Below are 23288 nucleotides of genomic sequence, written 5' to 3' on the forward strand. Positions count from 1 at the left end.
GTGTTTCCATGCATGGGCCTCATCGTACGAGGCAGTGCGGCGCGCGACTATCGACAATATTTCCGCCAATCATGAATTCATCTCATGTGACCGACGCGCGGCTGGCCGCTGGGTCTGCCGCATCCACCCCAATTGCAGGCAGCGCCGCACGCCGCTTGCCGCCGCTGAACATGCTGCGCGCCTTCGAGGCTGCCGGGCGGCTGCTCAGCGTGACCCACGCGGCGCGCGAGTTGAGCGTGACGCAAAGCGCCGTCAGCCACCAGATCAAGGCGCTGGAGGAATGGCTGGGCGTGGCGCTGGTCGGGCGCGACGGCCGGCGCCTGGCGCTGACCACGCCGGGCGCCGCGCTGCTGCCGGGCATCACCAGCGCGCTCGACCTGATGGCGCAGTCCACCGCCGGCATCGAGCGGCTCACCCGCCGCAACACGCTGGTGGTGAACGCCACGGCCACGCTGGCGTCGCAGTGGCTCATTCCGCGCCTGGCGGGCTTTTGCGCGCAGATCCCGGGGCTGGATGTGCAGCTGGTCACGACGGTGGGGTTCATGGATTTCGAGCCGGCGCAGTACGACGTGTCGATCCGCTGCTTTGCCGATGCCGACCTGGCGGCGCTGCCCGAGCGCAGCGGGTGGCGGGATGTGAGCCTGGGCGCCTTCATCCCCGACGCGCTCACGCCCGTGTGCAGCCCCGCGCTGCTGGCGGACGGCCGGGCCGTGGCGTCGCCCGAGGGACTGGCGCGCTTCACGCTGCTGCACAGCCGCTCCACGCCGCTGGTGTGGCAGCAGTGGCTGGGCGAGGCGGGCGCGCCCGGCCTGCAGCCCGCGGGCGACCTGGTGTTCGACCATGCCCACCTGAGCGTGCAGGCGGCCATCCAGGGCCTGGGCGTGGCGCTGGGCAACCCGCGTTTCCTGGGCGATGCGCTGGCCAGCGGGCTGCTGGTGATGCCGTTCGCCGACGTGCTGTCGGGCGAGAAGAAGTACTACTGGCTGCGGCCCGCCCGCGCCGCGCAGGACCCGGCGTCGGTGGCGTTCTGCGACTGGCTGTCGGCAGCCTGAGGCTGCGGGCGCGGCCCTGCGCCGAGCCGCCGCCTCCGGTCCCATCACATCACCACGGCGCGCGCCAGCATCACGCACCAGTCCCACGCATTCAGGCGCGGGCGGGTGTGCAGGCTGCCGCCCTGCAGTGCGTCGACTTTGTCGAGGATGCGCAGGCCGCCTTGCACCACCAAGCGCAGCTCCCAGCCCGCGCGGCCGGGCAGCCGGTGCACCAGGGGCGCGCCGCTGTGCATGCTGGCGCGGGCCCACCGGGCGCTGTTCACGATGAGCCGCACGTTTTCGGGCGTGCTGCGCAGTGCCAGCAGGTCGGCCTGGCTGGCGCCGTGGGTGACGCAGTCGGCGCGCGGCAGGTAGTGGCGGCCCCGGGGAATGTCCACCGACAGGTCCTGCCAGAAGTTGATGAGCTGCAGGGCGGTGCAGATGGCGTCGCTCTCGCGCAGCGCCTCGTCGCCGTGCACGCCGTACAGGTGCAGCAGCAGCCGGCCCACCGGGTTGGCGGAGCGGCGGCAGTAGTCCAGCAGCTCTGCACGGTCGGCGTAGCCCTCGGCGTCGCGCGTTTTTTCCACATCCTGCGCAAAGGCGCTGAGCAGGTCGGCCAACAGCGGCACCGGCAGCTGGTGGCTGCGCAGCACGGCCTGCAGCGGCAGGAAGACGCTGGCCCAGCGCGGCGATGGCGGCTGGCCCTGGGCAATCGCCATCAGGTCTGCGTGAAAAGCGGCCAGGTCGGCCAGGCGGTCGGCGGCGGGGGCGTCGCCTTCATCGGCGATGTCGTCGGCCGTGCGGGCAAAACCGTAGATGGCGGCAATCGGCTGGCGCAGGTGGGGCGGGCACAGCACCGAGGCGACGGGGAAGTTCTCGTAGTGCGTGACGGGGGCTGCCACGGCGTCGGCAGCGTTGGCCGCAGATGGCGAGGCCGCAATCGTGGCTGGGGCCTGGGCGGGTGAGGGGGGAGGGCTGGGGCGGTCGTTCACACCCCGAATTGTCGCTTGACAAGACGGGGCCGGTTCTCATAGATTACTAACCGGTCAGTCATTAAACAAAAACACATCCTGAGCGGATCGTTCGTCCGCCCTTCGGCGCGGGCTGTCTGCTTTGCGCTGTGCGTGCAATTCCTGGCTGCTTTCATCAATTTCAACGGATCTCCCATGCGCACTCCCTCCGCCAAGCGGTCTTCCCCATGGCCCCGCAGGTCGCTGCTGGTGCTGGCCACCGCGGCCTTGCTGGCCGCTTGCTCACGCCCGGCCCCTCCTGAGGAGCCTGTGCGCTCCGTCAAGCTGTTGACGGTGGGCGTGGGGGCGCTGCAATCGAGCCTCGAGTATTCGGGCGAAGTGCGCGCGCGCGTGGAGTCGCGCCTGGGGTTCCGGGTGGCGGGCAAGATCGTCAAGCGACAGGCCGAGCTGGGCCAGCGGGTGCGCGCGGGCGCGGTGCTGGCGCAGCTGGACCCCAAGGACTACCAACTGGCCACCGACGCCGCGCGGGCGCAACTGGCATCGGCCACCACGCAGCGCGACCTGGCCGCCGCCGACTACAAGCGCTACCAGGCGCTCAAGGACCAGAACTTCATCAGCGGTGCCGAGCTGGAGCGCCGCGATGCCACCTTGAAGGCCGCGCAGGCCACGCTGGACCAGGCGCGCGCGCAGCTGTCCTCGCAGGGCAACCAGGCCGCCTACACGACGCTGGTGGCCGATGTGTCGGGCGTGATCACCGGCATCGACGCCGAGCCGGGCCAGGTGGTGACCGCCGGCACTCCGGTGGTGCGCATTGCGCAGGACGGGCCGCGGGATGTGGTGTTTGCGGTGCCCGAGGACAAGGTCGGCGTGATCGCTCCGGACTCCGAGGTGACGGTGCGCGGTTGGTCCACCGGGGCCGAGCTGGTGGGCCGCGTGCGCGAAGTGGCCGCCAGCGCCGACGCCGCCACCCGCACCTACCAGGTCAAGGTCGCCATCGACGGCGCCGACGTGCCGCCACTGGGCTCCACCGTGTATGTGAAGCCCAAGGCGCTGAGCCATGTGGGCATTCCCGCCATCAAGCTGCCCACCAGCGCCTTGCGCCAGGAAGGCCAGACCACGGCGGTGTGGGTCTACGACGCCGCCAGCGGCACCGTCAAGTCGCAGGCGGTGCAGATCGCCACGGCCGATGGCAACGAGGCGGTGGTGGCCGGGGGCCTCACCCCGGGCATGCAGGTGGTGGCGACGGGCGTGCATGTGCTGTCGCCAGGGCAGAAGGTCGTGGTGTACCAGCCAAAAACGGCTGCAGCGCCCTCCAGTAAAGCGCAAGCAGCTACCAATACCGTAGCAGCCCCTGCACCGGCCGCCGTGCCGGCCCCGGCCCCGGCCGCGGCTCCCGCCACGGCGCCCGCCGCCAGCGCGAACGCCAAGTAAGGGCCGCTGCCATGACGCAAGTACAACCGAAGGAGGGGTTCAACCTCTCCAAGTGGGCGCTCGACCACCCCGCGCTCACGCGCTACCTGATGCTGGTGCTGATGCTGCTGGGCTTCATGGCCTACTTCCAGCTGGGGCAGGACGAAGACCCTCCGTTCACCTTCCGCGCGATGGTGGTCCGCACCTACTGGCCGGGCGCCACGGCGCAGCAGGTGGCCGAGCAGGTCACCGACAAGATCGAGCGCACGCTGCAAGAGGTGCCGTATGCGGACAAGATCCGCAGCTATTCCAAGCCCGGCGAGTCGCAGATCATTTTCCAGATCAAGGACTCCTCCAAGCCCGGCGACGTGGCCAATGTCTGGTACAGCGTGCGCAAGAAGGTGGGCGACATGCGCTACACCCTGCCGCAGGGCATCCAGGGCCCGTTCTTCAACGACGACTTCGGCGATGTGTACGGCGTGATCTACGCGCTGGAGTCCGAGGGCTTCAGCTACGCCGAACTCAAGCAATTTGCCGACGACGCCCGCCAGCAGCTGCTGCGCGTGCCCGACGTGGCCAAGGTGGAGCAGTTTGGCGTGCAGGACGAGAAGCTCTTCATCGAGATCTCGCAAAAGCGCCTGGCGCAGCTGGGCCTGGACATGAACCAAGTGCTGGCGCAGCTGGGCCAGCAGAACGCGGTGGAAAGCGCGGGCGCCATCCAGACGCCGCAGGACCAGGTGCAGGTGCGGGTCGAGGGGCAGTTCAATGCGGTGGAAGACCTGGCCGCCATGCCGATCCGCGGCCCCTCGGGCGCGCAGCTGCGCCTGTCGGACATCGCCGAGATCAAGCGCGGCTATGTGGACCCGGCCACCGTGAAGGTGCGCCACCAGGGGCGCGAGGTGATCGCGCTGGGTGTCTCCATGACCAAGGGCGGCGACATCATCGCCCTGGGCAAGGCACTGCACACGGCCACCGACCGCATCGCCGCGTCGCTGCCCGCCGGGGTCAAGCTGGTCAATGTGCAGGATCAGCCTACGGCGGTGTCCACGTCGGTCAATGAGTTTGTGAAGGTGCTGATCGAGGCCGTGGTCATCGTGCTGGCCGTGAGCTTCATCGCGCTGGGCTTTCACCGGCGGCCGGGCAAGCAGCCGCTGTGGAAGCGCTGGTACATCGACCCGCGCCCGGGCATGGTGGTGGGCATCACCATTCCGCTGGTGCTGGCCGTGACCTTCCTGGCCATGTGGTACTGGGGCATCGGCCTGCACAAGATCTCGCTGGGCTCGCTCATCATCGCGCTGGGCCTGCTGGTGGACGACGCGATCATCGCGGTCGAGATGATGGTGCTCAAGCTCGAAGAGGGCTACGACAAGGTGCGCGCCGCCACCTTCGCCTACGAGATCACCGCCATGCCCATGCTCACCGGCACGCTGATCACCGCCGCGGGCTTTCTGCCCATCGGCCTGGCCAAGTCGACGACGGGCGAATACACCTTCGCCATCTTCGCCGTGACCGTGATCGCGCTGGTCCTGAGCTGGATCGTGTCGGTGTACTTCGTGCCCTACCTGGGGACGCTGCTGCTGAAGGTGCCCGAGCACGTGCTGCATGCGCAGGAGCACCACGGCACCGCCGAGGGCGCGCACGAGGTGTTCGACAGCCCGTTCTACCGCGCGTTCCGCCGGCTGGTGAACTGGTGCGTACTGCACCGCTGGATCACCATCGGCATCACCATTTTGATCTTCGTGCTGGGCATCGTCGGCATGGGCAAGGTGCAGCAGCAGTTCTTCCCGGATTCGAGCCGGCCCGAGATCCTGGTGGACATCTGGTTCCCGGAAGGCACGTCGTTCGCGGGCAATGAAGAGGTCACCAAGCGCGTGGAGCAGCGCCTGATGGCCGAGCCCGGCGTGACGTCGGTCAGCACCTGGGTGGGGTCGGGCGTGCCGCGCTTTTACCTGCCGCTGGACCAGGTGTTCCCGCAAAGCAACGTGTCGCAGTTCATCGTGCTGCCCAAGGACCTGGCGCTGCGCGAATCGCTGCGCGTCAAGCTGCCGGCCCTGCTGGCCGAAGAGTTCCCCGAAGTGCGCGGCCGCGTGAAGCTGCTGCCCAACGGGCCGCCGGTGCCATACCCCGTGCAGTTCCGCGTGGTGGGCCCCGAGCCGCTGGTGCTGCGCGAGCGAGCCGACGAGGTCAAGGCCGTGCTGCGCCAGAACGCCGACATGCGTGGCGTGAACGACAACTGGAACGAATCCGTGAAGGTGCTGCGCCTGGAGGTCGACCAAGCCAAGGCGCGCGCTCTGGGCGTGACGAGCCAGTCCATCGCGCAGGCCTCCAAGACCATCCTGTCGGGCACGCAGGTGGGCCAGTTCCGCGAGGGCGACAAGCTGATCGACATCGTGCTGCGCCAGCCGCTGGACGAGCGCAACGCGATCACCGACATCGCCAACGCCTACCTGCCCACGGCCTCGGGCAAGTCGATCCCGCTCACGCAGATCGCCAAGCCCGTGTTCACCTGGGAGCCAGGCGTGATGTGGCGCGAGAACCGCGACTACGCCATCACCGTGCAGGGCGACGTGACCGAAGGCCTGCAGGGCGCCACCGTGACGGCGGCGCTGCAGCCGGCACTCAAGGCCATCGAGGACAAATGGCACGCTGCAGGGCAGGGCGCCTACCGCATCGAAGTGGCCGGCGCGGTGGAGGAAAGCTCCAAGGGCACCAGCTCCATCATGGCGGGAGTGCCTGTCATGCTGTTCCTGGTGTTCACCTTGCTGATGCTGCAGCTGCACAGCTTCAGCCGTGCGTTCCTGGTGTACATCACCGGGTTCCTGGGGATCGCGGGGGTCTCGGCCGCACTGCTGCTGCTCAACCGTCCGTTCGGCTTCGTGGCGCTGCTGGGCGTGATCGCGCTCATGGGCATGATCCAGCGCAACTCGGTGATCCTGATCGACCAGATCGAGCAGGACCGCGCCAAGGGCATCCCCGCGTGGGACGCCATCGTCGAGTCGGCCGTGCGCCGCCTGCGTCCCATCGTGCTGACGGCGGCCGCCGCGGTGCTGGCCATGATCCCGCTGTCGCGCAGCGTGTTCTGGGGCCCGATGGCCGTGGCCATCATGGGCGGGCTGGTGGTGGCCACCGTGCTCACGCTGCTCGCGCTGCCTGCGATGTACGCTGCGTGGTTCCGTGTGAAACGACCCGCGCCGGAGCTTCTTGGAGGGAGATGATTCCCAGCCTGCCCGCATCAGGGTAAAATAGAAGGTTGACCGATTTCACACAGGCGGCAGCTCCGGTTGCCGCCTGTTTGTTTGTTGTAGAACCGCGCGGGTGGCGAAATTGGTAGACGCACCAGGTTTAGGTCCTGACGCCAGCAATGGTGTGGGGGTTCGAGTCCCCCCCCGCGCACCACCCCTGTGAGACTTTGCGGAACACGGCGCTGCTGCGCTGCAGCCAGCACGATCCACATCCATAAGAGGAATAGCCATGGCCGTTACTGTTGAAACCCTTGAGAAGCTCGAGCGCAAGATTACGCTGAGCGTGCCCGTCACCCTGATCCAGTCCGAAGTCGACACGCGCCTCAAGCGCCTGGCCCGCACGGTCAAGATGGATGGCTTTCGTCCCGGCAAGGTGCCCATGAACGTGGTGGCACAGCGCTACGGCTACTCGGTGCAGTACGAAGTGCTCAACGACAAGGTCGGTGAAGCCTTTGCCGTGGCTGCCAACGAAGCCAACCTGCGCGTGGCCGGCCAGCCCCGCATCACCGAAAAGGAAGGCGCTCCCGAAGGGCAGGTCACGTTCGATGCCATCTTCGAAGTGTTCCCTGAAGTCCAGATCGCCGACCTGTCGGACGCCGAAGTCGAAAAGCTGTCGGCCGAAGTGACCGATGCCGCCATCGACAAGACCATCGACATCCTGCGCAAGCAGCGCCGCAGCTTCGCCCAGCGCGCCATCGACGCCGCTGCACAAGACGGCGACCGCGTGACCGTGGACTTCGAAGGCAAGATCGACGGCGAACCCTTCGACGGCGGCAAGGCAGAAGACTTCCAGTTCCTGGTCGGCGAAGGCCAGATGCTCAAGGAATTCGAAGACGCAGTGCGTGGCATGAAGTCCGGCGAAAGCAAGACCTTCCCCCTGGCCTTCCCCGCTGAGTACCACGGCAAGGACGTCGCCGGCAAGACCGCCGACTTCCTCGTGACCGTCAAGAAGATCGAAGCCGCCCACCTGCCCGAAGTGAACGACGCCCTGGCCAAGTCGCTGGGCATCGCCGACGGTTCCGTGGACGGCCTGCGCGCCGACATCAAGAAGAACCTGGAGCGCGAAGTCAAGTTCCGCCTGCTGGCCCGCAACAAGCAGGCCGTGATGGACGCCCTGGTCGGCAAGGCCGAACTGGATCTGCCCAACGCCAGCGTGCAGGCTGAAATCGCCCGCCTGCTGGAAGGCGCCCGTGCCGAGCTCAAGCAGCGCGGCATCAAGGACGCCGACAAGGCCGAGATCCCTGAAGACGTGTTCCGCCCCCAGGCCGAGCGCCGCGTGCGCCTGGGTCTGGTGGTGGCCGAACTGGTGCGCGCCAACAACCTGCAGGCCAAGCCCGAGCAGCTCAAGGCCCACATCGACGAGCTGGCTGCCAGCTACGAGAAGCCCGAAGACGTCGTGCGCTGGTACTTCGGCGACCGTCAGCGTCTGGCTGAAGTCGAAGCCGTTGTCATCGAAAACAACGTGACCGATTTCGTGCTGGGCAAGGCCAAGGTGGTAGAAAAGGCCGTATCCTTCGACGAACTGATGGCTCAACAAGGCTGATAGCCTGTGCCACACCCCGCCGGTGTCTCCTTGTCGGAGTTTCCGGTGGTGGGCGACACACCAGGGGCTTGTGCTTTCGGGCACAAGCCCCAATTCATTTCTGGGTACAGTACCTGCTTGACTGGAGAAAAAATGAGCGCATTGGAATTACAAGGCCTGGGCATGGTGCCGATGGTCATCGAGCAGTCGGGCCGTGGCGAACGGTCCTACGACATCTACTCGCGCCTGCTCAAGGAGCGCGTGATCTTCCTGGTGGGCCCGGTCAATGACCAGACCGCCAACCTCGTCGTGGCGCAGCTGCTGTTCCTCGAAAGCGAGAACCCCGACAAGGACGTGTCGTTCTACATCAACTCGCCCGGCGGCTCGGTGAGCGCGGGCATGGCGATCTACGACACCATGAACTTCATCAAGCCCGACGTGTCGACGCTGTGCACCGGCATGGCCGCCAGCATGGGCGCGTTCCTGCTGGCCGCAGGCGCCAAGGGCAAGCGTTTCGCGCTGCCCAACTCCAAGGTCATGATCCACCAGCCCCTGGGCGGCATGCAGGGCCAGGCGACCGAGATCGAGATCCATGCGCGCGAGATCCTGAAGACCCGCGAGCAGCTCAACAAGATCCTGGCCGAGCGCACCGGCCAGCCGCTGGAAAAGATCCAGCGCGACACCGAGCGCGACTACTTCCTGTCGGCCGAGGAGTCCAAGGAATACGGCCTGGTCGACCAGGTGATCAACAAGCGTTCCTGATTCGCCCAGGCGGCGCGGCGGCGTTTTCCCCCGGGGAAGACGCCGTTTTTTATTTGGTTATCATCCCGACAACTTTCCGTACGTAACAAGGCATTGCCCCCATGGCCGAGAAAAAAGGCTCTTCCAGCGAAAAAACCCTCTACTGCTCTTTCTGCGGCAAAAGCCAGCATGAAGTGAAGAAGCTGATCGCCGGTCCGTCCGTCTTTATCTGCGACGAGTGCATTGACCTGTGCAACGAAATCATTCGCGATGAGCTGCCGGCCGGTGACGTGGCGCGTGAAGGCCGCAGCGATCTGCCCACGCCGGTGGAGATCAAGACCAACCTGGACAACTACGTGATCGGCCAGGACGTGGCCAAGCGCACGCTGGCAGTGGCGGTGTACAACCACTACAAGCGCCTGCGCCACAAGGACAAGGCCCACAAGGACGATGTGGAGCTGTCCAAGAGCAACATCCTGCTGATCGGGCCCACGGGCTCGGGCAAGACGCTGCTGGCCCAGACGCTGGCGCGCATGCTGGACGTGCCTTTCGTGATGGCCGACGCCACCACGCTGACCGAAGCCGGCTATGTGGGCGAGGACGTGGAGAACATCGTCCAGAAGCTGCTGCAAAGCTGCAACTACGAAGTCGAGCGCGCGCAGCGCGGCATCGTCTACATCGACGAAATCGACAAGATCTCGCGCAAGTCGGACAACCCCAGCATCACCCGCGACGTGTCGGGCGAGGGCGTGCAGCAGGCGCTGCTCAAGCTCATCGAAGGCACCATGGCCAGCGTGCCGCCCCAGGGCGGGCGCAAGCACCCGAACCAGGACTTCCTGCAGATCGACACGACCAACATCCTGTTCATTTGCGGCGGCGCTTTCGCGGGCCTGGAGAAGGTCATCGAGAACCGCACCGAGGCATCGGGCATCGGCTTTGGCGCATCGGTCAAGAGCAAGAAGCAGCGCTCGCTGACCGAAGTGTTCACCGAGATCGAGCCCGAGGACTTGATCAAGTTCGGCCTGATCCCCGAATTGGTGGGCCGCATGCCCGTGGTGACGGCACTGGCCGAGCTCAGCGAGGACGCGCTGGTCGAGATCCTGACCGAGCCCAAGAACGCGCTGGTCAAGCAGTACAGCAAGCTCTTGTCCATGGAAGGCGTGGACCTGGAGATCCGTCCTGCGGCGCTCAAGGCCATCGCCCGCAAGGCACTGGCCCGCAAGACCGGTGCCCGTGGTCTGCGCTCGATCCTGGAGCAGTCGCTGATCGGCACGATGTTCGACCTGCCCAATACGAGCAACGTCGAGAAGGTGGTGGTGGACGAGTCCACCATCGAAGAAAACAAGCCGCCGCTGCTCGTGTACCGCGAGGCGGCCAAGAAGGCCTGAAAGACATGGCGCCCGCCCTGAGTCGCGCAGCGGCGTTCCCCTCCAGGGAACCCCGCCAGCGCGGCGGGGCAGCCCTGGCGCGGCGGCCAATGGCCTGCTTCGCGCCAGGCTCACGCGCTGTGATGAATGACGCGCGGCGTCCTTCATGTCTGACGTCTCCGCGGTGCACGCCATCGAAGGCATGCACCGCACGGGGTGGCCGCTGGTGCTGCCCTTCAACCCTTCTTGCGGTACGGCCGGAAGAAGGGGTTGAAAATCCCCACTGGTGGACCATATTCCACTGAGTTAACTGAGGATTTCCATGTCCGGACATACCCCCCTGCCTGCCACCCCACTCGACCTGCCGCTGCTGCCGCTGCGTGACGTGGTCGTGTTCCCCCACATGGTGATCCCGCTGTTCGTGGGCCGCCCCAAGAGCATCAAGGCGCTTGAGATGGCCATGGAGGCCGACCGCCGCATCATGCTGGTGGCCCAGAAGGCCGCCGCCAAGGACGAGCCTTCCGTCTCGGACATGTTCGATGTGGGCTGTGTCTCCACCATCCTGCAGATGCTCAAGCTGCCCGACGGCACCGTCAAGGTGCTGGTCGAAGGCCAGCAGCGCGCGGTGGTCACATCCATCGAAGACGGCGAGACCCACTTCACCGCCACGGTGACGCCGGTCGAGGCCACGCCCGACGCCAACAAGCCCAGCGAGATCGAGGCCCTGCGCCGCGCGGTGATGCAGCAGTTCGACCAGTACGTCAAACTGAACAAGAAGATCCCGCCCGAGATCCTCACCTCGATCTCCAGCATCGACGACCCGGGCCGCCTGGCCGACACGATCGCCGCCCACCTGCCGCTCAAGCTCGAGAACAAGCAGGTGGTGCTGGATCTGGCCGACGTGAAGGCGCGCCTGGAAAACCTGTTCGAGCAACTGGACCGCGAAGTCGACATCCTCAATGTCGACAAGAAGATCCGCGGCCGCGTGAAGCGCCAGATGGAGAAGAACCAGCGCGACTTCTACCTGAACGAGCAGGTCAAGGCCATCCAGAAGGAACTGGGCGAGGGCGACGAAGGCGCCGACATCGAGGAGATCGAGAAGAAGATCAAGCTCGCCAAGATGTCTGCAGAGGCGCGCAAGAAGGCCGATGCCGAGCTCAAGAAGCTCAAGCTCATGTCGCCCATGTCGGCCGAAGCCACGGTGGTGCGCAACTACATCGACGTGCTCACGGGCCTGCCCTGGAGCAAGAAGACCAAGATCAAGCACGACCTGCTCAACGCCGAGGACGTGCTGAACGAAGACCACTACGGCCTCGACAAGGTCAAGGACCGCATCCTTGAGTACCTTGCAGTGCAGCAGCGCGTGGACAAGGTGAAGGCGCCCATCCTGTGCCTGGTGGGCCCTCCTGGCGTGGGCAAGACCTCGCTGGGCCAGTCGATCGCCAAGGCCACCGGCCGCAAGTACGTGCGCATGGCACTGGGCGGCATGCGTGACGAGGCCGAGATCCGCGGGCACCGCCGCACCTACATCGGCGCCTTGCCGGGCAAGGTGCTGCAGAGCCTGTCGAAGGTGGGCACGCGCAACCCGCTGTTCCTGCTGGACGAGATCGACAAGCTGGGCACGGACTTCCGGGGCGACCCATCGAGTGCGCTGCTGGAGGTGCTGGACCCCGAGCAGAACCACACCTTCGGCGACCACTACGTCGAGGTGGACTTCGACCTGTCCGACGTGATGTTCGTCGCCACGTCGAACTCGATGAACATTCCGCCGGCCCTGCTCGACCGCATGGAAGTGATCCGCCTGTCGGGTTACACCGAGGACGAGAAGACCAACATCGCCATGAAGTACCTGCTGCCCAAGCAGCTCAAGAACAACGGCGTGAAGGACGAAGAGCTGCTGATCACCGAGCCTGCCGTGCGCGATATGGTGCGCTACTACACCCGCGAAGCGGGCGTGCGGTCGCTGGAACGCGAGCTGTCCAAGATCTGCCGCAAGGTCGTCAAGGGCCTGCAGCTCAAGAAGCTCACGCCCCAGGTGGTGGTGACGGCCGACAACCTGCCCGACTTCCTGGGTGTGCGCAAGTACACCTACGGCCGCGCCGAGCTGCAAAACCAGGTGGGCCAGGTCGTGGGCCTGGCGTGGACCGAGGTGGGCGGCGATCTGCTGACCATCGAAGCCGCCACCATGCCCGGCAAGGGCGTGATCACCCGCACCGGCTCGCTGGGCGATGTGATGAAGGAATCGGTGGAGGCCGCCCGCACCGTGGTGCGCAGCCGGTCCCGGCTGCTCGGCATCAAGGACGACATTTTCGAGAAGCGCGACATCCACATCCACGTGCCCGATGGAGCCACGCCCAAGGACGGCCCGAGTGCCGGCGCTGCCATGACCACGGCGTTCGTGTCTGCGCTGACCGGCATCCCGGTGCGTGGCGATGTGGCGATGACCGGCGAGATCACGCTGCGCGGTGAAGTGACCGCGATCGGTGGCCTCAAGGAAAAGCTGCTGGCCGCGCTGCGCGGCGGTATCAAGACCGTGCTGATCCCCGAAGAGAACGTGAAGGATCTCCAGGAGATTCCAGACAACGTGAAGAGCGGCCTTGAGATCGTGCCGGTGCGCTGGATCGACAAGGTGCTGGAAGTGGCCCTGGAGCGCAAGCCCGAGCCGCTGACGGACGAAGAGGTGGCCGAAGTGGCCGCCGCAGCGGCCGAAAAAGCCCGTGCTCCGGCACCTGCAGGCGATGGACTCAAACATTGATGCAAATTTTTTGGAGAGCCCCAAAAAATGCGCTACAATTCACTCCATCGCAGCAAACGTTGTAGAATGTTAGGCTTCGGTAAATGCGGGAATAGCTCAGTTGGTAGAGCGCAACCTTGCCAAGGTTGAGGTCGAGAGTTCGAGACTCTTTTCCCGCTCCAATTTCCACAAAAAGGGAAGCATCTGCTTCCCTTTTTTGTCAGAGGAATGTGAATTCCTGGCGCGGTAGCAAAGCGGTTATGCCCCGGATTGCAAATCCGGTTAGTCCGGTTCGACTCCGGACCGCGCCTCCAGATATTCCGGGCTCTGCAGCGTTCGCTGTGCAGGTCGGATCTGGCCCTTGCCTCAGGCAGGAGCTGGTCGGAGAAAGAGATTGGAAAATTTTTTGGCAGGCAGATTTGCAGTGCTGAAAAATGGCGATATAATTTGAGGCTTGCTGATTCGCACTGACGGAAGCGTCAAGAATCACAGCAAATGCGGGAATAGCTCAGTTGGTAGAGCGCAACCTTGCCAAGGTTGAGGTCGAGAGTTCGAGACTCTTTTCCCGCTCCATATTCCAAAGGGAAGCTTCGGCTTCCCTTTTTTCTTGGTCGGTGCAGGTCCTGGCATGTTGCTACAGACCCGCAACTCCAAGAAACAGGGCATTGCGCGCATGCGTCGCCCGGGTTACGCTGCAACGCAGGTGTGCGTTGGGCAACCGGCGCCCCGATGGTGAAATTGGTAGACACTGCGGACTTAAAATCCGCCGCTTTCCTGAAAAGGGGCGTGCCGGTTCGACCCCGGCTCGGGGCACCACGACGATGAACCTGAAAATGGCAATGGACCGCTTGCTTGCTCACCTCCCACAGGCCGCATGGCTGCCCATTTCGCCTGTGTCGATCGCCTTCCTCCGTGAAGCACATGGCGCCCTGCAGCGGTGTTGCGCCTCTTCGCGCGGCGCCGTCCGCCGCGCCGTGGTGCCTGTGCCTCGCCTGCATTCCGACAGCCGTACCGGCTCGCGCACCCCACTGCCGTTTCTAGGCTAAACCCATGTCAAGTTACAACGCTCCCTTCGAAATCCATGTCCACGGGCAGGTCCAGTTGCGGGCCGATACCAGTTTCGAGCAGCTGCAGGAGGCGCTCAAGCCCCTGTGGAAGTACGCCGGAGCCCGCTCGCTGGCCGATGGTGCCGCCAGCGCTTACGAGGAAGAGCCTGGCATCAAGTTCGACGCGCAGGAGCATCTGCTGCAGATCTGCTGGACGGTGCGCGGTGACGAGGACTTTCGCCAGTCGCTGGACGAGATGTGCATGTCGCTCAACGAGCTGGCCGAGCTGGGCGCGGCCATCGAGGTCACGTTCTACGACGCCGACTTCGACGAGGAAGAAGAGGGCGAGGGCGCCGAGTCGCGCGACGACTTCGTGATGCTGTTCGTGGGCCCCACGCCCGCCGCCATCATGCAGGTGCAGCGGGACCTGCTGGTGCAGGACGTGGTGAACATGATGGAGCGCCATTTCGATGGCGCCGAGCTCGGCGGCGTGGTGGCCGAGATCGACAAGCTCTTCAGCCAGCGTTTCGATGCGCTCGTGAATTCGCTGGAGATCGGCAAGCCACCGCGTGGCCCCGGCAGTGGCGGCGCGGGCGGCAGCGGCCACGGCGGCGGTGGCCGCCGTCCGCGGCATCTGCACTGAGCTGAGCTGCGCTGACCCGTCGCACGACAGCGCGGGCCGCCCGACGATGGCGTTGCGACAGGCAGCGCCATTGTGCTTTGTGGGGCCGTGCAGCGGCCTGGCGATGAATCGTCGAAGTCCCCGGGCCGCTCTGGCGATGGCGCCTGATGGCACTTGATGGCCCCTGATCGCCCCTGCACAGCCCGAGGTTTTTTTACGATGACCACTGACCTTCCCTACCTGCGCGCCTACCCCGAATCCCTGCAGGAGCAGGCACGGTCGCTGCTGGTGCAGGGCCGGCTGGGCGCCGTGCTGCTGGGCAAGTACCCGCGACCCCATGCGGTGCGCAGCGACAAGGGTCTGTACGACTACACCCAGGAGCTCAAGGCGCGCTATCTGCGCAACGCGGGCACCATCAACAAGGTGCTGTTCGACAACAAGATCCACGTGGTGCGCCACGCCCTGGGCCTGCACACGGCGGTGTCCCGCGTGCAGGGCAACAAGCTCGCGGCCAAGCACGAGATCCGCATCGCGGCGATGTTCAAGCAGGCGCCGGACGAGTTCCTGCGCATGATCGTGGTGCACGAGTTGGCCCACCTGCGCGAGAAGGACCACGGCAAGGCCTTCTACCAGCTTTGCGCGCACATGGAGCCGAACTACCACCAGTACGAGTTCGACCTGCGGCTGTACCTCACGCACGTGGAGCAGTCGGGGGAGCGGCTGTGGGGCGCGGCGGAGCCTGCTGCGTGAGCGACGGGTATCACATCAAAGCGACGCCCTGCGTATTGCTATAAATTTAATAGCTGCTTGCGTCCGTCCATCGAGCGGTAGGTGCTGAAAAAGCCTTGGAGTCCGGTCGCTGTGCGGACCCTGGCCGGGCGCTCAGGCTCAGGGCACCGACACCGTCTCGCAGCAATCCGCAGGCAGACCCAGCCAGCGGCGCGCGCCGGCCTGCAGCATGGCCACGGGCCCGGTGGTCAGCAGGCGTGTTTCGGGTGCGTCCTGCGCGTCGTCTTCGGTGCCGGAGGCCCCCGCACCCGCCAAGGCCTGCACCGGCGCACGCAGCAGGCCCGCGGCCTCCAGCAGCCGCCGGGTCTGCCGTGCCACGGGTTCGCCGGTTTCGATGAACTGCACGCCAGGCCCCACCAGCGTGCGCAACTCGTGCTCCACGAAGATGTAGTGCGTGCAGCCCAGCACCAAGGTGTCGATCTGCCCCGGCGCGGTGCCGAACGCGCCCATCGCGTGGATGTACCGTTCGCACAGGGCGCCGGTCTCGGTGGCACCGACTGCGCTGCCCGGGGCGGGGTCGGGCAGGTCCACGCCCCGCTCGATGGCATGGGCCAGGCCGTCGCACGGCTGCACGACAAACCGGGCCTGACCGTCCAGCGACGCGAGCAGCTTGCCGAACTTGCTGCTGGTCAGCGTGCCCCGGGTGCCGATGACGCCCACGCGCCCGGTCCGGGTCACAGCCAGCGCAGGCTTGATGGCCGGCTCCAGGCCCACCAGGGGCAGGTCGGGGTAGCTGCTGCGCACTTCATGGATGGCGGCCGCCGTGGCGGTGTTGCAGGCCACCACCAGCGCCTTGATGTGGTGCTGATCGCGCAGGTACCGGGTGATGGCGTGCGTGCGCGCGCTGACGTAGGCATCGCCGCGCTCGCCGTACGGGGCATTGGCGCTGTCCGCCAGGTACACGAAGCTTTCATGAGGCAGGGCAGCCCGCAGGGCGCGCAGCACGCTCAGCCCGCCCACGCCACTGTCGAACACACCGATGGGAGAAGAGGTCAGCGGCATGGCATGGTGCAAAGGGGGGACATAACGCACGATTGTAGAAAAGACAGGCCCGGCGAGCACGGCAGCATGGATTGACCGGCGGGGCCCACGGGGCAGCGCAGACGGTTGGCACCGACCCCGTGCCGGCACGGCGGCCTGGAGCGGCCACAAGTAGAAAGACCGCCCGAAGGCGGTCTTTTGGTCTGCGCGCTGCGTGCGGGCTGCGCAAGGTGCTGGCTCGCTGCAATACAGCGACGCCAAGCGCCAAGCGCCAAGCGTCACGCGCCAGGCGTCAGGCGTCAGGCGTCAGGCGGCGGCGACCCCGATGCCCTTGAACTCGCCGGATGCGATGCGCTTTTGCCACTCGGCCGGGCCGGTGATGTGTGCGCTGGTGCCGCCGGAGTCCACCGCCACGGTCACGGGCATGTCCACCACGTCGAACTCGTAGATGGCTTCCATGCCCAGGTCCTCGAAGCCCACGACCTTGGCGGTCTTGATGGCCTTGCTGACCAGGTAGGCGGCGCCGCCCACGGCCATGAGGTAGGCGCTCTGGTGGTTCTTGATGGACTCGATGGCGACCGGGCCGCGCTCGGCCTTGCCGATCATGGCGATCAGCCCGGTCTGCTCCAGCATCATGTCGGTGAACTTGTCCATGCGCGTGGCGGTGGTGGGGCCGGCGGGGCCCACGGCCTCGTCCTTCACCGGGTCCACTGGGCCCACGTAGTAGATGACGCGGTTGGTGAAGTCCACGGGCAGCTTCTCGCCCTTGGCCAGCATGTCCTGGATGCGCTTGTGCGCGGCGTCGCGGCCGGTGAGCATCTTGCCGCTGAGCAGCAGCGTGTCGCCGGGCTTCCAGCCGGCCACTTCTTGCTTGGTCAGCGTGTCGAGGTTGACCTTCTTGCTCTTGTTGTAGTCGGGCGCCCAGTTCACGTTGGGCCACAGGTCCAGGCTGGGGGGCGTGAGGTACACGGGGCCGGAGCCGTCCAGCACGAAGTGCGCGTGGCGCGTGGCGGCGCAGTTGGGGATCATCGCGATGGGCTTGCTGGCCGCATGCGTGGGGTACATCTTGATCTTGACGTCCAGCACGGTGGTCAGGCCGCCCAGGCCCTGGGCGCCAATGCCCAGCGCGTTGACTTTCTCGAACAGCTCCAGGCGCAGCGCCTCGACCTTGTCGAGCGCGGGGCCGCCGGTCTTGGCGGCTTCGGCCTTGGCTTGCAGCTCGTACATGTCCAGGTCGTCCATCAGGCTTTCCTTGGCCATCAGCACGGCCTTTTCCGCCGTGCCGCCGATGCCGATGCCCAGCATGCCGGGCGGGCACCAGCCGGCGCCCATGGTGGGCACGGTCTTGAGCACCCAGTCCACCACGCTGTCGCTGGGGTTGAGCATGTACATCTTGGACTTGTTCTCCGAGCCGCCACCCTTGGCCGCCACGGTGATGTCCACGGTGTTGCCGGGCACGATCTCGGTGAAGATCACTGCGGGCGTGTTGTCCTTGGTGTTCTTGCGGTCGAACTGCGGGTCGGCCACCACGCTGGCGCGCAGGGTGTTGTCGGGGTGGTTGTAGCCGCGGCGCACGCCTTCGTTGATGGCGTCGTCCAGGCTGCCCGTGAAGCCTTCCCAGCGCACGTCCATGCCCACCTTCAGGAACACGTTGACGATGCCGGTGTCCTGGCAGATGGGGCGCTGGCCGGTGGCGCTCATCTTGCTGTTGGTGAGGATCTGCGCGATCGCGTCCTTGGCCGCGGGGCTTTGCTCGCGCTCGTAGGCGCGGGCCAGGTGGGCGATGTAGTCGGTGGGATGGTAGTAGCTGATGTACTGCAGCGCGGCAGCTACGGATTCGATGAGATCGTCCTGGCGGATGGAGGTGGTCATGGCGGTTCGTGGGGAGTCTTTTATGGAGGGCGCTGATGCACCCCTCTCCCACCCCCCGCAAGCGCCGTCCGGCAACCAGCGCTGGGCCGCAGACCGCACTGCCGAAGGCAGGCGGACCGTATTTTGACAGACCCCACCGCAGGCGCCCTGCGCGATGCCAAAGGCCGCCGCCTGCGTTCGGCCTTTGGTGAGATCCCACGGTGGTCGCCGGTGGCCCTTGCCACCGCGCCGGGCGGGGCTTCAGGCGGTGCCGTTGGCGTCGTCCTCGTCGGCCTCGACCGCGTCATCGGTGTCGTTGCCGCCGGGCAGGTCGTCCGCGCTCAAGGGGGCCTGGGCCTCGCGGCCGCCGCGCTCGGTGTCCACGTCCTGGCCCTCGTCGTCGCCGACCATGCCGTCATCGGCATCGGCGTCGTCTTCACCGGGGCCGCCGGTGGCCATGGATTCCACATGGTCGGGCAGGATGTCGCGGGCCGTGGCTTCGGTGTCGGGGTTCACGCTGCTGCGCTCACCGGTGCCGAATCGGTCGGTGTCGCTGTCGGAGTCGGCGCTGTAGGCGCCTGCGCTGTCGCTGCCCGAATCGGACGCATCGCTGGGCCCCAGGCTGTCGATGCCGGTCGCGCTGTGCGCGGGCGGAAGGTTGTCGCTGTCGATGCCGAGAAGGCTGCTGGTGGCCATGGTGTGCTCCGATGGATGGGTGATGCGCCGCGGGCCCGGGAAGGGCGCGCTGCGGGGCGGGAAAACCGCCATCAGTCCATCGTCGGCCTCCCACGCGCCGCGCCATGTCAGGCGCCGCTGACATGGGCGTCGTCCATCTTCGCCGGAGCCTCCGCCAGACCCGGGGCAGGGCGGGCTACAGGTCCGGCAGCGACCCGATGACGGATGGCGTGAAGTCCGCACCGCCGGCGGGCTTGTCGCCTTGCGACCAGGCCAGCAGGGTGTCGGCCGGCATGGGGCGGGCGTAGAAGAAGCCCTGCAGTTCATCGCAGCCCATGCCCAGCAGGATGTCGCGCTGGCCGCTGGTCTCTACGCCCTCGGCCACCACGCGCAAGCCCAGGGCATGCGCCAGGCTCACCACCGCCGCCACCACGGCGCGGGCGTCTTCGCTGCTTTCCAGGTCGTTCACGAAGCTGCGGTCGATCTTGAGCTGCTGCGCCGGCAACTGGCGCAGGTAGTTCAGGCTCGAATACCCGGTGCCGAAGTCGTCGATGGACAGGAACACGCCGATGCGCGCCAGCCCCTCGAAGGTGCGCTGCGTGGCCTTGATGTCCTCCATGGCCACCGATTCGGTGATCTCGCACAGCAGCTGCGAGGCATCGAGCCCGTGGCGCAGCAGCGCCTGCTCGATGCGCTCGGCCAGCCCGGCCTCGCGCAGCTGGTGCACCGACAGGTTGATGGCCACGCGCATGCGCAGGCCGCTGTCGGCCCACTCTGCGGTCTGGCGGCAGGCTTCGTTGATCACCCAGTTGCCCAGCCGCCCGATCAGCCCGAAGCGTTCGGCCAGCGCGATGAAGACCAGCGGGCTGACCATGCCGTGTTTGGGGTGGTTCCAGCGCAGCAGGGCCTCCACCCCGCTGATCTGGCCGCGCGTGCCGTCGATCTTGGGCTGGTAGTGCAGGGCCAGCTGGCCGCGGTCGATGGCCTGGCGCAGGTCGTTCTGCAGCTCCAGCTGTTCGGACGCGTCCGATCCCATGTGGGGCTCGAACAGCGCATAACAGCCGCCGCCAGCGCGCTTGGCCGCATACATGGCCGCGTCGGCATTGGCGACCAGCTTGCCGCGCTCGCCATGGTCGGGATGCACCACGATGCCGATGGAGCACGCGATCTGCACCTTCTTGCCCGAGACCTCGAACGGCTCCGACAGGGCCGCGAGCACCCGGTTGGCCATGGTCACGCAGGCGGCCACGTCGGTCACGTCTTCGAGCAGGATCAAAAATTCGTCGCCGCCCACACGGGCCACGGTATCGGACTCGCGCGCCTGGCGCTGCAGCCGCTCCGCCGCGCTGCGCAGGATCACGTCGCCCGCCGCGTGGCCGAACGAGTCGTTGATGGGCTTGAAGCCGTCCAGGTCCACGAACAGCACCGCCAGGCGGTCTTCCACGCGGTGGTGGTTGGTGCGGTCCAGCCGAAGGAGTGCGTGGATCAAGCGGTCCTCGAACAGCAGCCGGTTGGGCAGGCCGGTCAGCGCATCGGCGAAAGCGCGTTTTTGCAGCTCGTCATTGGCGGCCTGCAGGCGGGTGTTGCTGTCGGTCAGCGACTTCGTCAGGCGCTCGGCCGTGGCCTGCAGGCGCGCGTCCAGGATGGAGGTGAACAGCGTGCTCACCAACAGCATGCCCGTGGCCATGAGCACCATGGCCGTAAGACCCGGGCCGCCGAGCTGGCCCGCGCTCAGGCACACCGCACCCTTGGCAAAGCTGGCCGCCGCCATGCCGGTGTAGTGCATGCCGCAGATGGCCACCGCCATCACGAACGATGCGGCCACCTGGTACGCCAGGCGCTGCCCGGGCTGCACGCGGCGCAGCAGCTTGAAGATCAGCAAGGCCGTGGCCGATGCCAGCACCGCGATCAGCACCGACAGCGCCACCAGCAGCGGGTCCCACACGATGCCCGGCGCCATCTCCATCGCCGCCATGCCGATGTAGTGCATGCCGCTGATGCCCGCGCCCATCACCAGCGCACCCATGGCCAGTTGCACACGGCCAAAGGTTTCGCGGCTGGCCAGCTGCAGGGCCATGGCCGACGCGGCCACGGCGGCCAGCCACGACAGCAGGGTGGGGCCGCCGGCAAAGCCGATCTCGATGGGCAGCCGAAACGCCTGCATGCCCAGGAAGTGCATGGCCCAGATGCCCGTGCCCATGACGATGGAGCCTGCGGCCCACCAGGCCAGCCCTACGCGGCGCTGTGCCGTGCGCACACGGCGCGCCAGGTCCAGCGTCACGTACGACGCCAGCATGGCAATGGCAAAGGAGGCGGCCACCACGAACAGGTTGTAGCTGGAGGGCATGAACGTGTTCATGGTGCGAAGAAAGCTGTGATGGAGTGGGCAGGGTGCATCGGGCGCGCGGCGCCGTCAAGGGGCCCAGGGCAGATACGCAGCGGCAGCGCCATGCAGGGGTCAGGGCACGTCCGCGCGCGTCGAAGTGTATCGACCGGTGCCAAGGCGCGCTGGCGTGGGGGCTTGGCGGGCTGGGTGGTGCTGAAGGGACCGTTCGCCGGCCATGCCCCCGCCAGCAGTGGTGGCGGCGCGGTCGGCTGCCCGCTGTGGCGGGGCTTGCCGCACACTGGCCGCGCCATGCTCGTGCACAGGCCATCCAGGCTAACAAATGAGAATGGTTCGTTTTTGCATTATGCTGCCGGGCGCGCCGGTGTTCCGGCTGCTCTTGGGCGTCAGACGCAAGCCCTCCCCCCGGTCCCCATCGCGGCCTCGCCGGGGCCCCGCCGTCTGCCCGCCCGCTTTCTGTTTTTTTCTTGGAGAACCGCTGCCCATGACCTCCCGTACCGAACGCGACACCTTTGGCCCTATCGAGGTCCCTGCCGACAAGCTCTGGGGCGCGCAGACGCAGCGCTCGCTGCAGAACTTCGACATCTCGGGCGAACAGCAGCCGCGCGAGATCATCAAGGCGCTGGCCCAGGTCAAGCGTGCCTCGGCCGTGGTCAACCAGGCCCTGGGCCTGCAGGATGCGAAGAAGACCGACGCCATCGTGGCTGCGGCCGATGAGGTCATCGCCGGCCAGCACGCGGGCGAGTTCCCGCTGGTGGTGTGGCAGACGGGCTCGGGCACGCAGACCAACATGAATGTCAACGAGGTGCTGGCCAACCGCGCCAGCGAGATCCTGGGCGGCGAGCGCGGCGAAGGCCGCCTGGTCCACCCCAACGACGACGTGAACCGCAGCCAGTCGAGCAACGACGTGTTCCCGACTGCCATGCACGTGGCCGCGGTGGAGGCCCTCACGCACAAGCTGCTGCCCGCCATCGCCAAGCTGCGCGCCACGCTGGCGAAGAAGGCGCAGGACTTCGATGGCATCGTCAAGATCGGCCGCACCCATCTGCAGGATGCCACCCCGCTCACGCTGGGCCAGGAGTTCTCGGGCTACGTGGCGCAACTGGACCATGGCGAGCGCCATGTGCGCGCCGCGCTGCCCCACCTGTATGAACTGGCCCTGGGCGGCACCGCGGTGGGCACGGGCCTGAACGCGCCCAAGGGCTATGCCGAGCAGTCCGCAGCCGAGTTGGCGCGCCTCACGGGCCTTCCCTTCGTCACCGCACCCAACAAGTTCGAGGCACTGGCCTCGGTGGACGGCCTGGTGCACGCCCACGGCGCGCTCAAGACGCTGGCGGCCAGCATGATGAAGATCGCCAACGACGTGCGCTGGCTGGCCAGCGGCCCGCGCAGCGGCATCGGCGAGCTGAGCATCCCCGAGAACGAGCCCGGCTCGTCCATCATGCCCGGCAAGGTCAACCCCACGCAGAGCGAGGCGGTGACCATGCTGGCTGCCCAGGTGTTCGGCAACGACGTGGCCATCAACTTCGGCGGTGCCTCGGGCAACTTCGAGCTCAATGTCTTCCGCCCCATGGTGGCCCACAACTTCCTGCAGAGCGTGCGCCTGCTGGCCGACGGCATGGTGAGCTTCAACGACCAGTGCGCCGTGGGCATCGAGCCCAACCGCGAGCGCATCACCGAGCTGGTGGACCGCTCGCTCATGCTGGTGACCGCTCTCAACACCCACATCGGCTACGACAAGGCGGCCTATATTGCCAAGAAGGCGCACAAGGAAGGCACGAGCCTGCGCGAAGCGGCTGTGGCCTCGGGCCACGTGACGGGCGAGCAGTTCGACCAGTGGGTGGTGCCGGGCCACATGGTCGGGCGTTGATCGCAGGCCGGGGTCGAGAAAAGAGCCAGGGTATCGGGGCCGCACACTGTTGGCGCGATATCCGCCGTCCTCGCCATTCGTGCGCTCGTGCA

Annotated in this window: 15 protein-coding genes and 5 tRNA genes; 15 read left to right on the forward strand and 5 right to left on the reverse strand. The window is 66.6% G+C overall.

Annotated features, from left to right (window positions below; genetic code table 11):
- The first annotated feature begins 71 nt into the window (after positions 1-71).
- Positions 72-1052: a LysR substrate-binding domain-containing protein gene (locus ACSQ3D_RS05715; protein WP_436126223.1), complete on the forward strand. Its 981-nt coding sequence runs from the start codon at positions 72-74 to the stop codon at positions 1050-1052.
- 44 nt (positions 1053-1096) lie between these two features.
- Here the strand turns inward: ACSQ3D_RS05715 and hpnC are convergent, their stop codons facing one another.
- On the reverse strand, positions 1097-2023 hold the full coding sequence (hpnC, locus tag ACSQ3D_RS05720; protein WP_436126224.1) for a squalene synthase HpnC: 927 nt from the start codon (positions 2021-2023) through the stop codon (positions 1097-1099).
- Between the two features lie 174 nt (positions 2024-2197).
- Here hpnC and ACSQ3D_RS05725 point away from each other — a divergent pair, with 174 nt between their 5' ends.
- The 13 genes from ACSQ3D_RS05725 to ACSQ3D_RS05785 all read left to right on the forward strand — a co-directional run bounded on the left by ACSQ3D_RS05725 (position 2198) and on the right by ACSQ3D_RS05785 (position 15436).
- Complete coding sequence (locus tag ACSQ3D_RS05725) at positions 2198-3433, forward strand: efflux RND transporter periplasmic adaptor subunit (protein WP_436126225.1); 1236 nt, start codon at positions 2198-2200, stop codon at positions 3431-3433.
- An 11-nt stretch (positions 3434-3444) separates the two neighbouring features.
- A complete protein-coding gene (locus ACSQ3D_RS05730; protein ID WP_436126226.1) occupies positions 3445-6627 on the forward strand; it encodes an efflux RND transporter permease subunit in 3183 nt (1060 codons plus the stop codon).
- Positions 6628-6721: 94 nt separating this feature from the next.
- A tRNA-Leu gene (locus tag ACSQ3D_RS05735) sits at positions 6722-6808 on the forward strand.
- A gap of 75 nt (positions 6809-6883) precedes the next feature.
- On the forward strand, positions 6884-8197 hold the full coding sequence (tig, locus tag ACSQ3D_RS05740; RefSeq protein WP_056418677.1) for a trigger factor: 1314 nt from the start codon (positions 6884-6886) through the stop codon (positions 8195-8197).
- A gap of 132 nt (positions 8198-8329) precedes the next feature.
- Positions 8330-8938, forward strand: a complete 609-nt coding sequence (gene clpP, locus ACSQ3D_RS05745) for an ATP-dependent Clp endopeptidase proteolytic subunit ClpP (protein WP_056169761.1) — start codon at positions 8330-8332, stop codon at positions 8936-8938.
- A gap of 101 nt (positions 8939-9039) precedes the next feature.
- Positions 9040-10305, forward strand: coding sequence for an ATP-dependent Clp protease ATP-binding subunit ClpX (gene clpX / locus ACSQ3D_RS05750; protein ID WP_056169758.1), 1266 nt, complete (start codon positions 9040-9042; stop codon positions 10303-10305).
- 301 nt (positions 10306-10606) lie between these two features.
- Complete coding sequence (gene lon / locus ACSQ3D_RS05755; RefSeq protein ID WP_056418675.1) at positions 10607-13039, forward strand: endopeptidase La; 2433 nt, start codon at positions 10607-10609, stop codon at positions 13037-13039.
- Between the two features lie 85 nt (positions 13040-13124).
- Positions 13125-13200: transfer RNA gene (locus ACSQ3D_RS05760), tRNA-Gly, on the forward strand.
- Positions 13201-13258: 58 nt separating this feature from the next.
- Positions 13259-13332 (forward strand) — tRNA-Cys (locus ACSQ3D_RS05765).
- A gap of 183 nt (positions 13333-13515) precedes the next feature.
- Positions 13516-13591, forward strand: a tRNA-Gly gene (locus ACSQ3D_RS05770).
- Positions 13592-13741: 150 nt separating this feature from the next.
- A tRNA-Leu gene (locus ACSQ3D_RS05775) sits at positions 13742-13834 on the forward strand.
- Positions 13835-14068: 234 nt separating this feature from the next.
- The gene (locus ACSQ3D_RS05780) at positions 14069-14707 is read left to right on the forward strand and encodes a DUF6806 family protein (protein ID WP_056418672.1); all 639 of its coding nucleotides are present in this window, start codon (positions 14069-14071) and stop codon (positions 14705-14707) included.
- A gap of 198 nt (positions 14708-14905) precedes the next feature.
- Positions 14906-15436, forward strand: coding sequence for a M48 metallopeptidase family protein (locus ACSQ3D_RS05785; RefSeq protein WP_056418669.1), 531 nt, complete (start codon positions 14906-14908; stop codon positions 15434-15436).
- Positions 15437-15574: 138 nt separating this feature from the next.
- Here the strand turns inward: ACSQ3D_RS05785 and murI are convergent, their stop codons facing one another.
- From murI to ACSQ3D_RS05805, 4 genes are all read right to left on the reverse strand, one after another.
- On the reverse strand, positions 15575-16477 hold the full coding sequence (gene murI, locus ACSQ3D_RS05790) for a glutamate racemase (protein WP_056419140.1): 903 nt from the start codon (positions 16475-16477) through the stop codon (positions 15575-15577).
- A gap of 285 nt (positions 16478-16762) precedes the next feature.
- The gene (locus ACSQ3D_RS05795) at positions 16763-18328 is read right to left on the reverse strand and encodes a fumarate hydratase (RefSeq protein WP_056418668.1); all 1566 of its coding nucleotides are present in this window, start codon (positions 18326-18328) and stop codon (positions 16763-16765) included.
- A gap of 240 nt (positions 18329-18568) precedes the next feature.
- Entirely contained in the window at positions 18569-19003 is a 435-nt protein-coding gene (locus ACSQ3D_RS05800; RefSeq protein WP_056419137.1) for a hypothetical protein, read from the reverse strand.
- 175 nt (positions 19004-19178) lie between these two features.
- Positions 19179-21341 (reverse strand): putative bifunctional diguanylate cyclase/phosphodiesterase, encoded by a 2163-nt coding sequence (locus ACSQ3D_RS05805; protein WP_056418665.1) that lies wholly within the window; start codon positions 21339-21341, stop codon positions 19179-19181.
- 469 nt (positions 21342-21810) lie between these two features.
- On the opposite strand from ACSQ3D_RS05805, the gene fumC reads away from it, so the two are divergent.
- Positions 21811-23196: a class II fumarate hydratase gene (fumC, locus tag ACSQ3D_RS05810; protein ID WP_056418662.1), complete on the forward strand. Its 1386-nt coding sequence runs from the start codon at positions 21811-21813 to the stop codon at positions 23194-23196.
- Positions 23197-23288 lie beyond the last annotated feature (92 nt).

The organism is Acidovorax sp. LjRoot117, assembly GCF_964252695.1.
Taxonomy (GTDB): domain Bacteria; phylum Pseudomonadota; class Gammaproteobacteria; order Burkholderiales; family Burkholderiaceae_C; genus Acidovorax.

Bases quoted from the DNA above. Each gene is read 5' to 3' on its own strand.
- ACSQ3D_RS05715 (WP_436126223.1), top strand. From the start codon at position 72: ATGAATTCATCTCATGTGACCGACGCGCGGCTGGCCGCTGGGTCTGCC.
- clpP (WP_056169761.1), top strand. From the start codon at position 8,330: ATGAGCGCATTGGAATTACAAGGCCTGGGCATGGTGCCGATGGTCATC.
- ACSQ3D_RS05730 (WP_436126226.1), top strand. From the start codon at position 3,445: ATGACGCAAGTACAACCGAAGGAGGGGTTCAACCTCTCCAAGTGGGCG.
- tig (WP_056418677.1), top strand. From the start codon at position 6,884: ATGGCCGTTACTGTTGAAACCCTTGAGAAGCTCGAGCGCAAGATTACG.
- murI (WP_056419140.1), bottom strand. From the start codon at position 16,477: ATGCCGCTGACCTCTTCTCCCATCGGTGTGTTCGACAGTGGCGTGGGC.
- ACSQ3D_RS05785 (WP_056418669.1), top strand. From the start codon at position 14,906: ATGACCACTGACCTTCCCTACCTGCGCGCCTACCCCGAATCCCTGCAG.
- ACSQ3D_RS05805 (WP_056418665.1), bottom strand. From the start codon at position 21,341: ATGAACACGTTCATGCCCTCCAGCTACAACCTGTTCGTGGTGGCCGCC.
- ACSQ3D_RS05795 (WP_056418668.1), bottom strand. From the start codon at position 18,328: ATGACCACCTCCATCCGCCAGGACGATCTCATCGAATCCGTAGCTGCC.
- ACSQ3D_RS05725 (WP_436126225.1), top strand. From the start codon at position 2,198: ATGCGCACTCCCTCCGCCAAGCGGTCTTCCCCATGGCCCCGCAGGTCG.
- lon (WP_056418675.1), top strand. From the start codon at position 10,607: ATGTCCGGACATACCCCCCTGCCTGCCACCCCACTCGACCTGCCGCTG.
- ACSQ3D_RS05780 (WP_056418672.1), top strand. From the start codon at position 14,069: ATGTCAAGTTACAACGCTCCCTTCGAAATCCATGTCCACGGGCAGGTC.
- clpX (WP_056169758.1), top strand. From the start codon at position 9,040: ATGGCCGAGAAAAAAGGCTCTTCCAGCGAAAAAACCCTCTACTGCTCT.
- ACSQ3D_RS05800 (WP_056419137.1), bottom strand. From the start codon at position 19,003: ATGGCCACCAGCAGCCTTCTCGGCATCGACAGCGACAACCTTCCGCCC.
- fumC (WP_056418662.1), top strand. From the start codon at position 21,811: ATGACCTCCCGTACCGAACGCGACACCTTTGGCCCTATCGAGGTCCCT.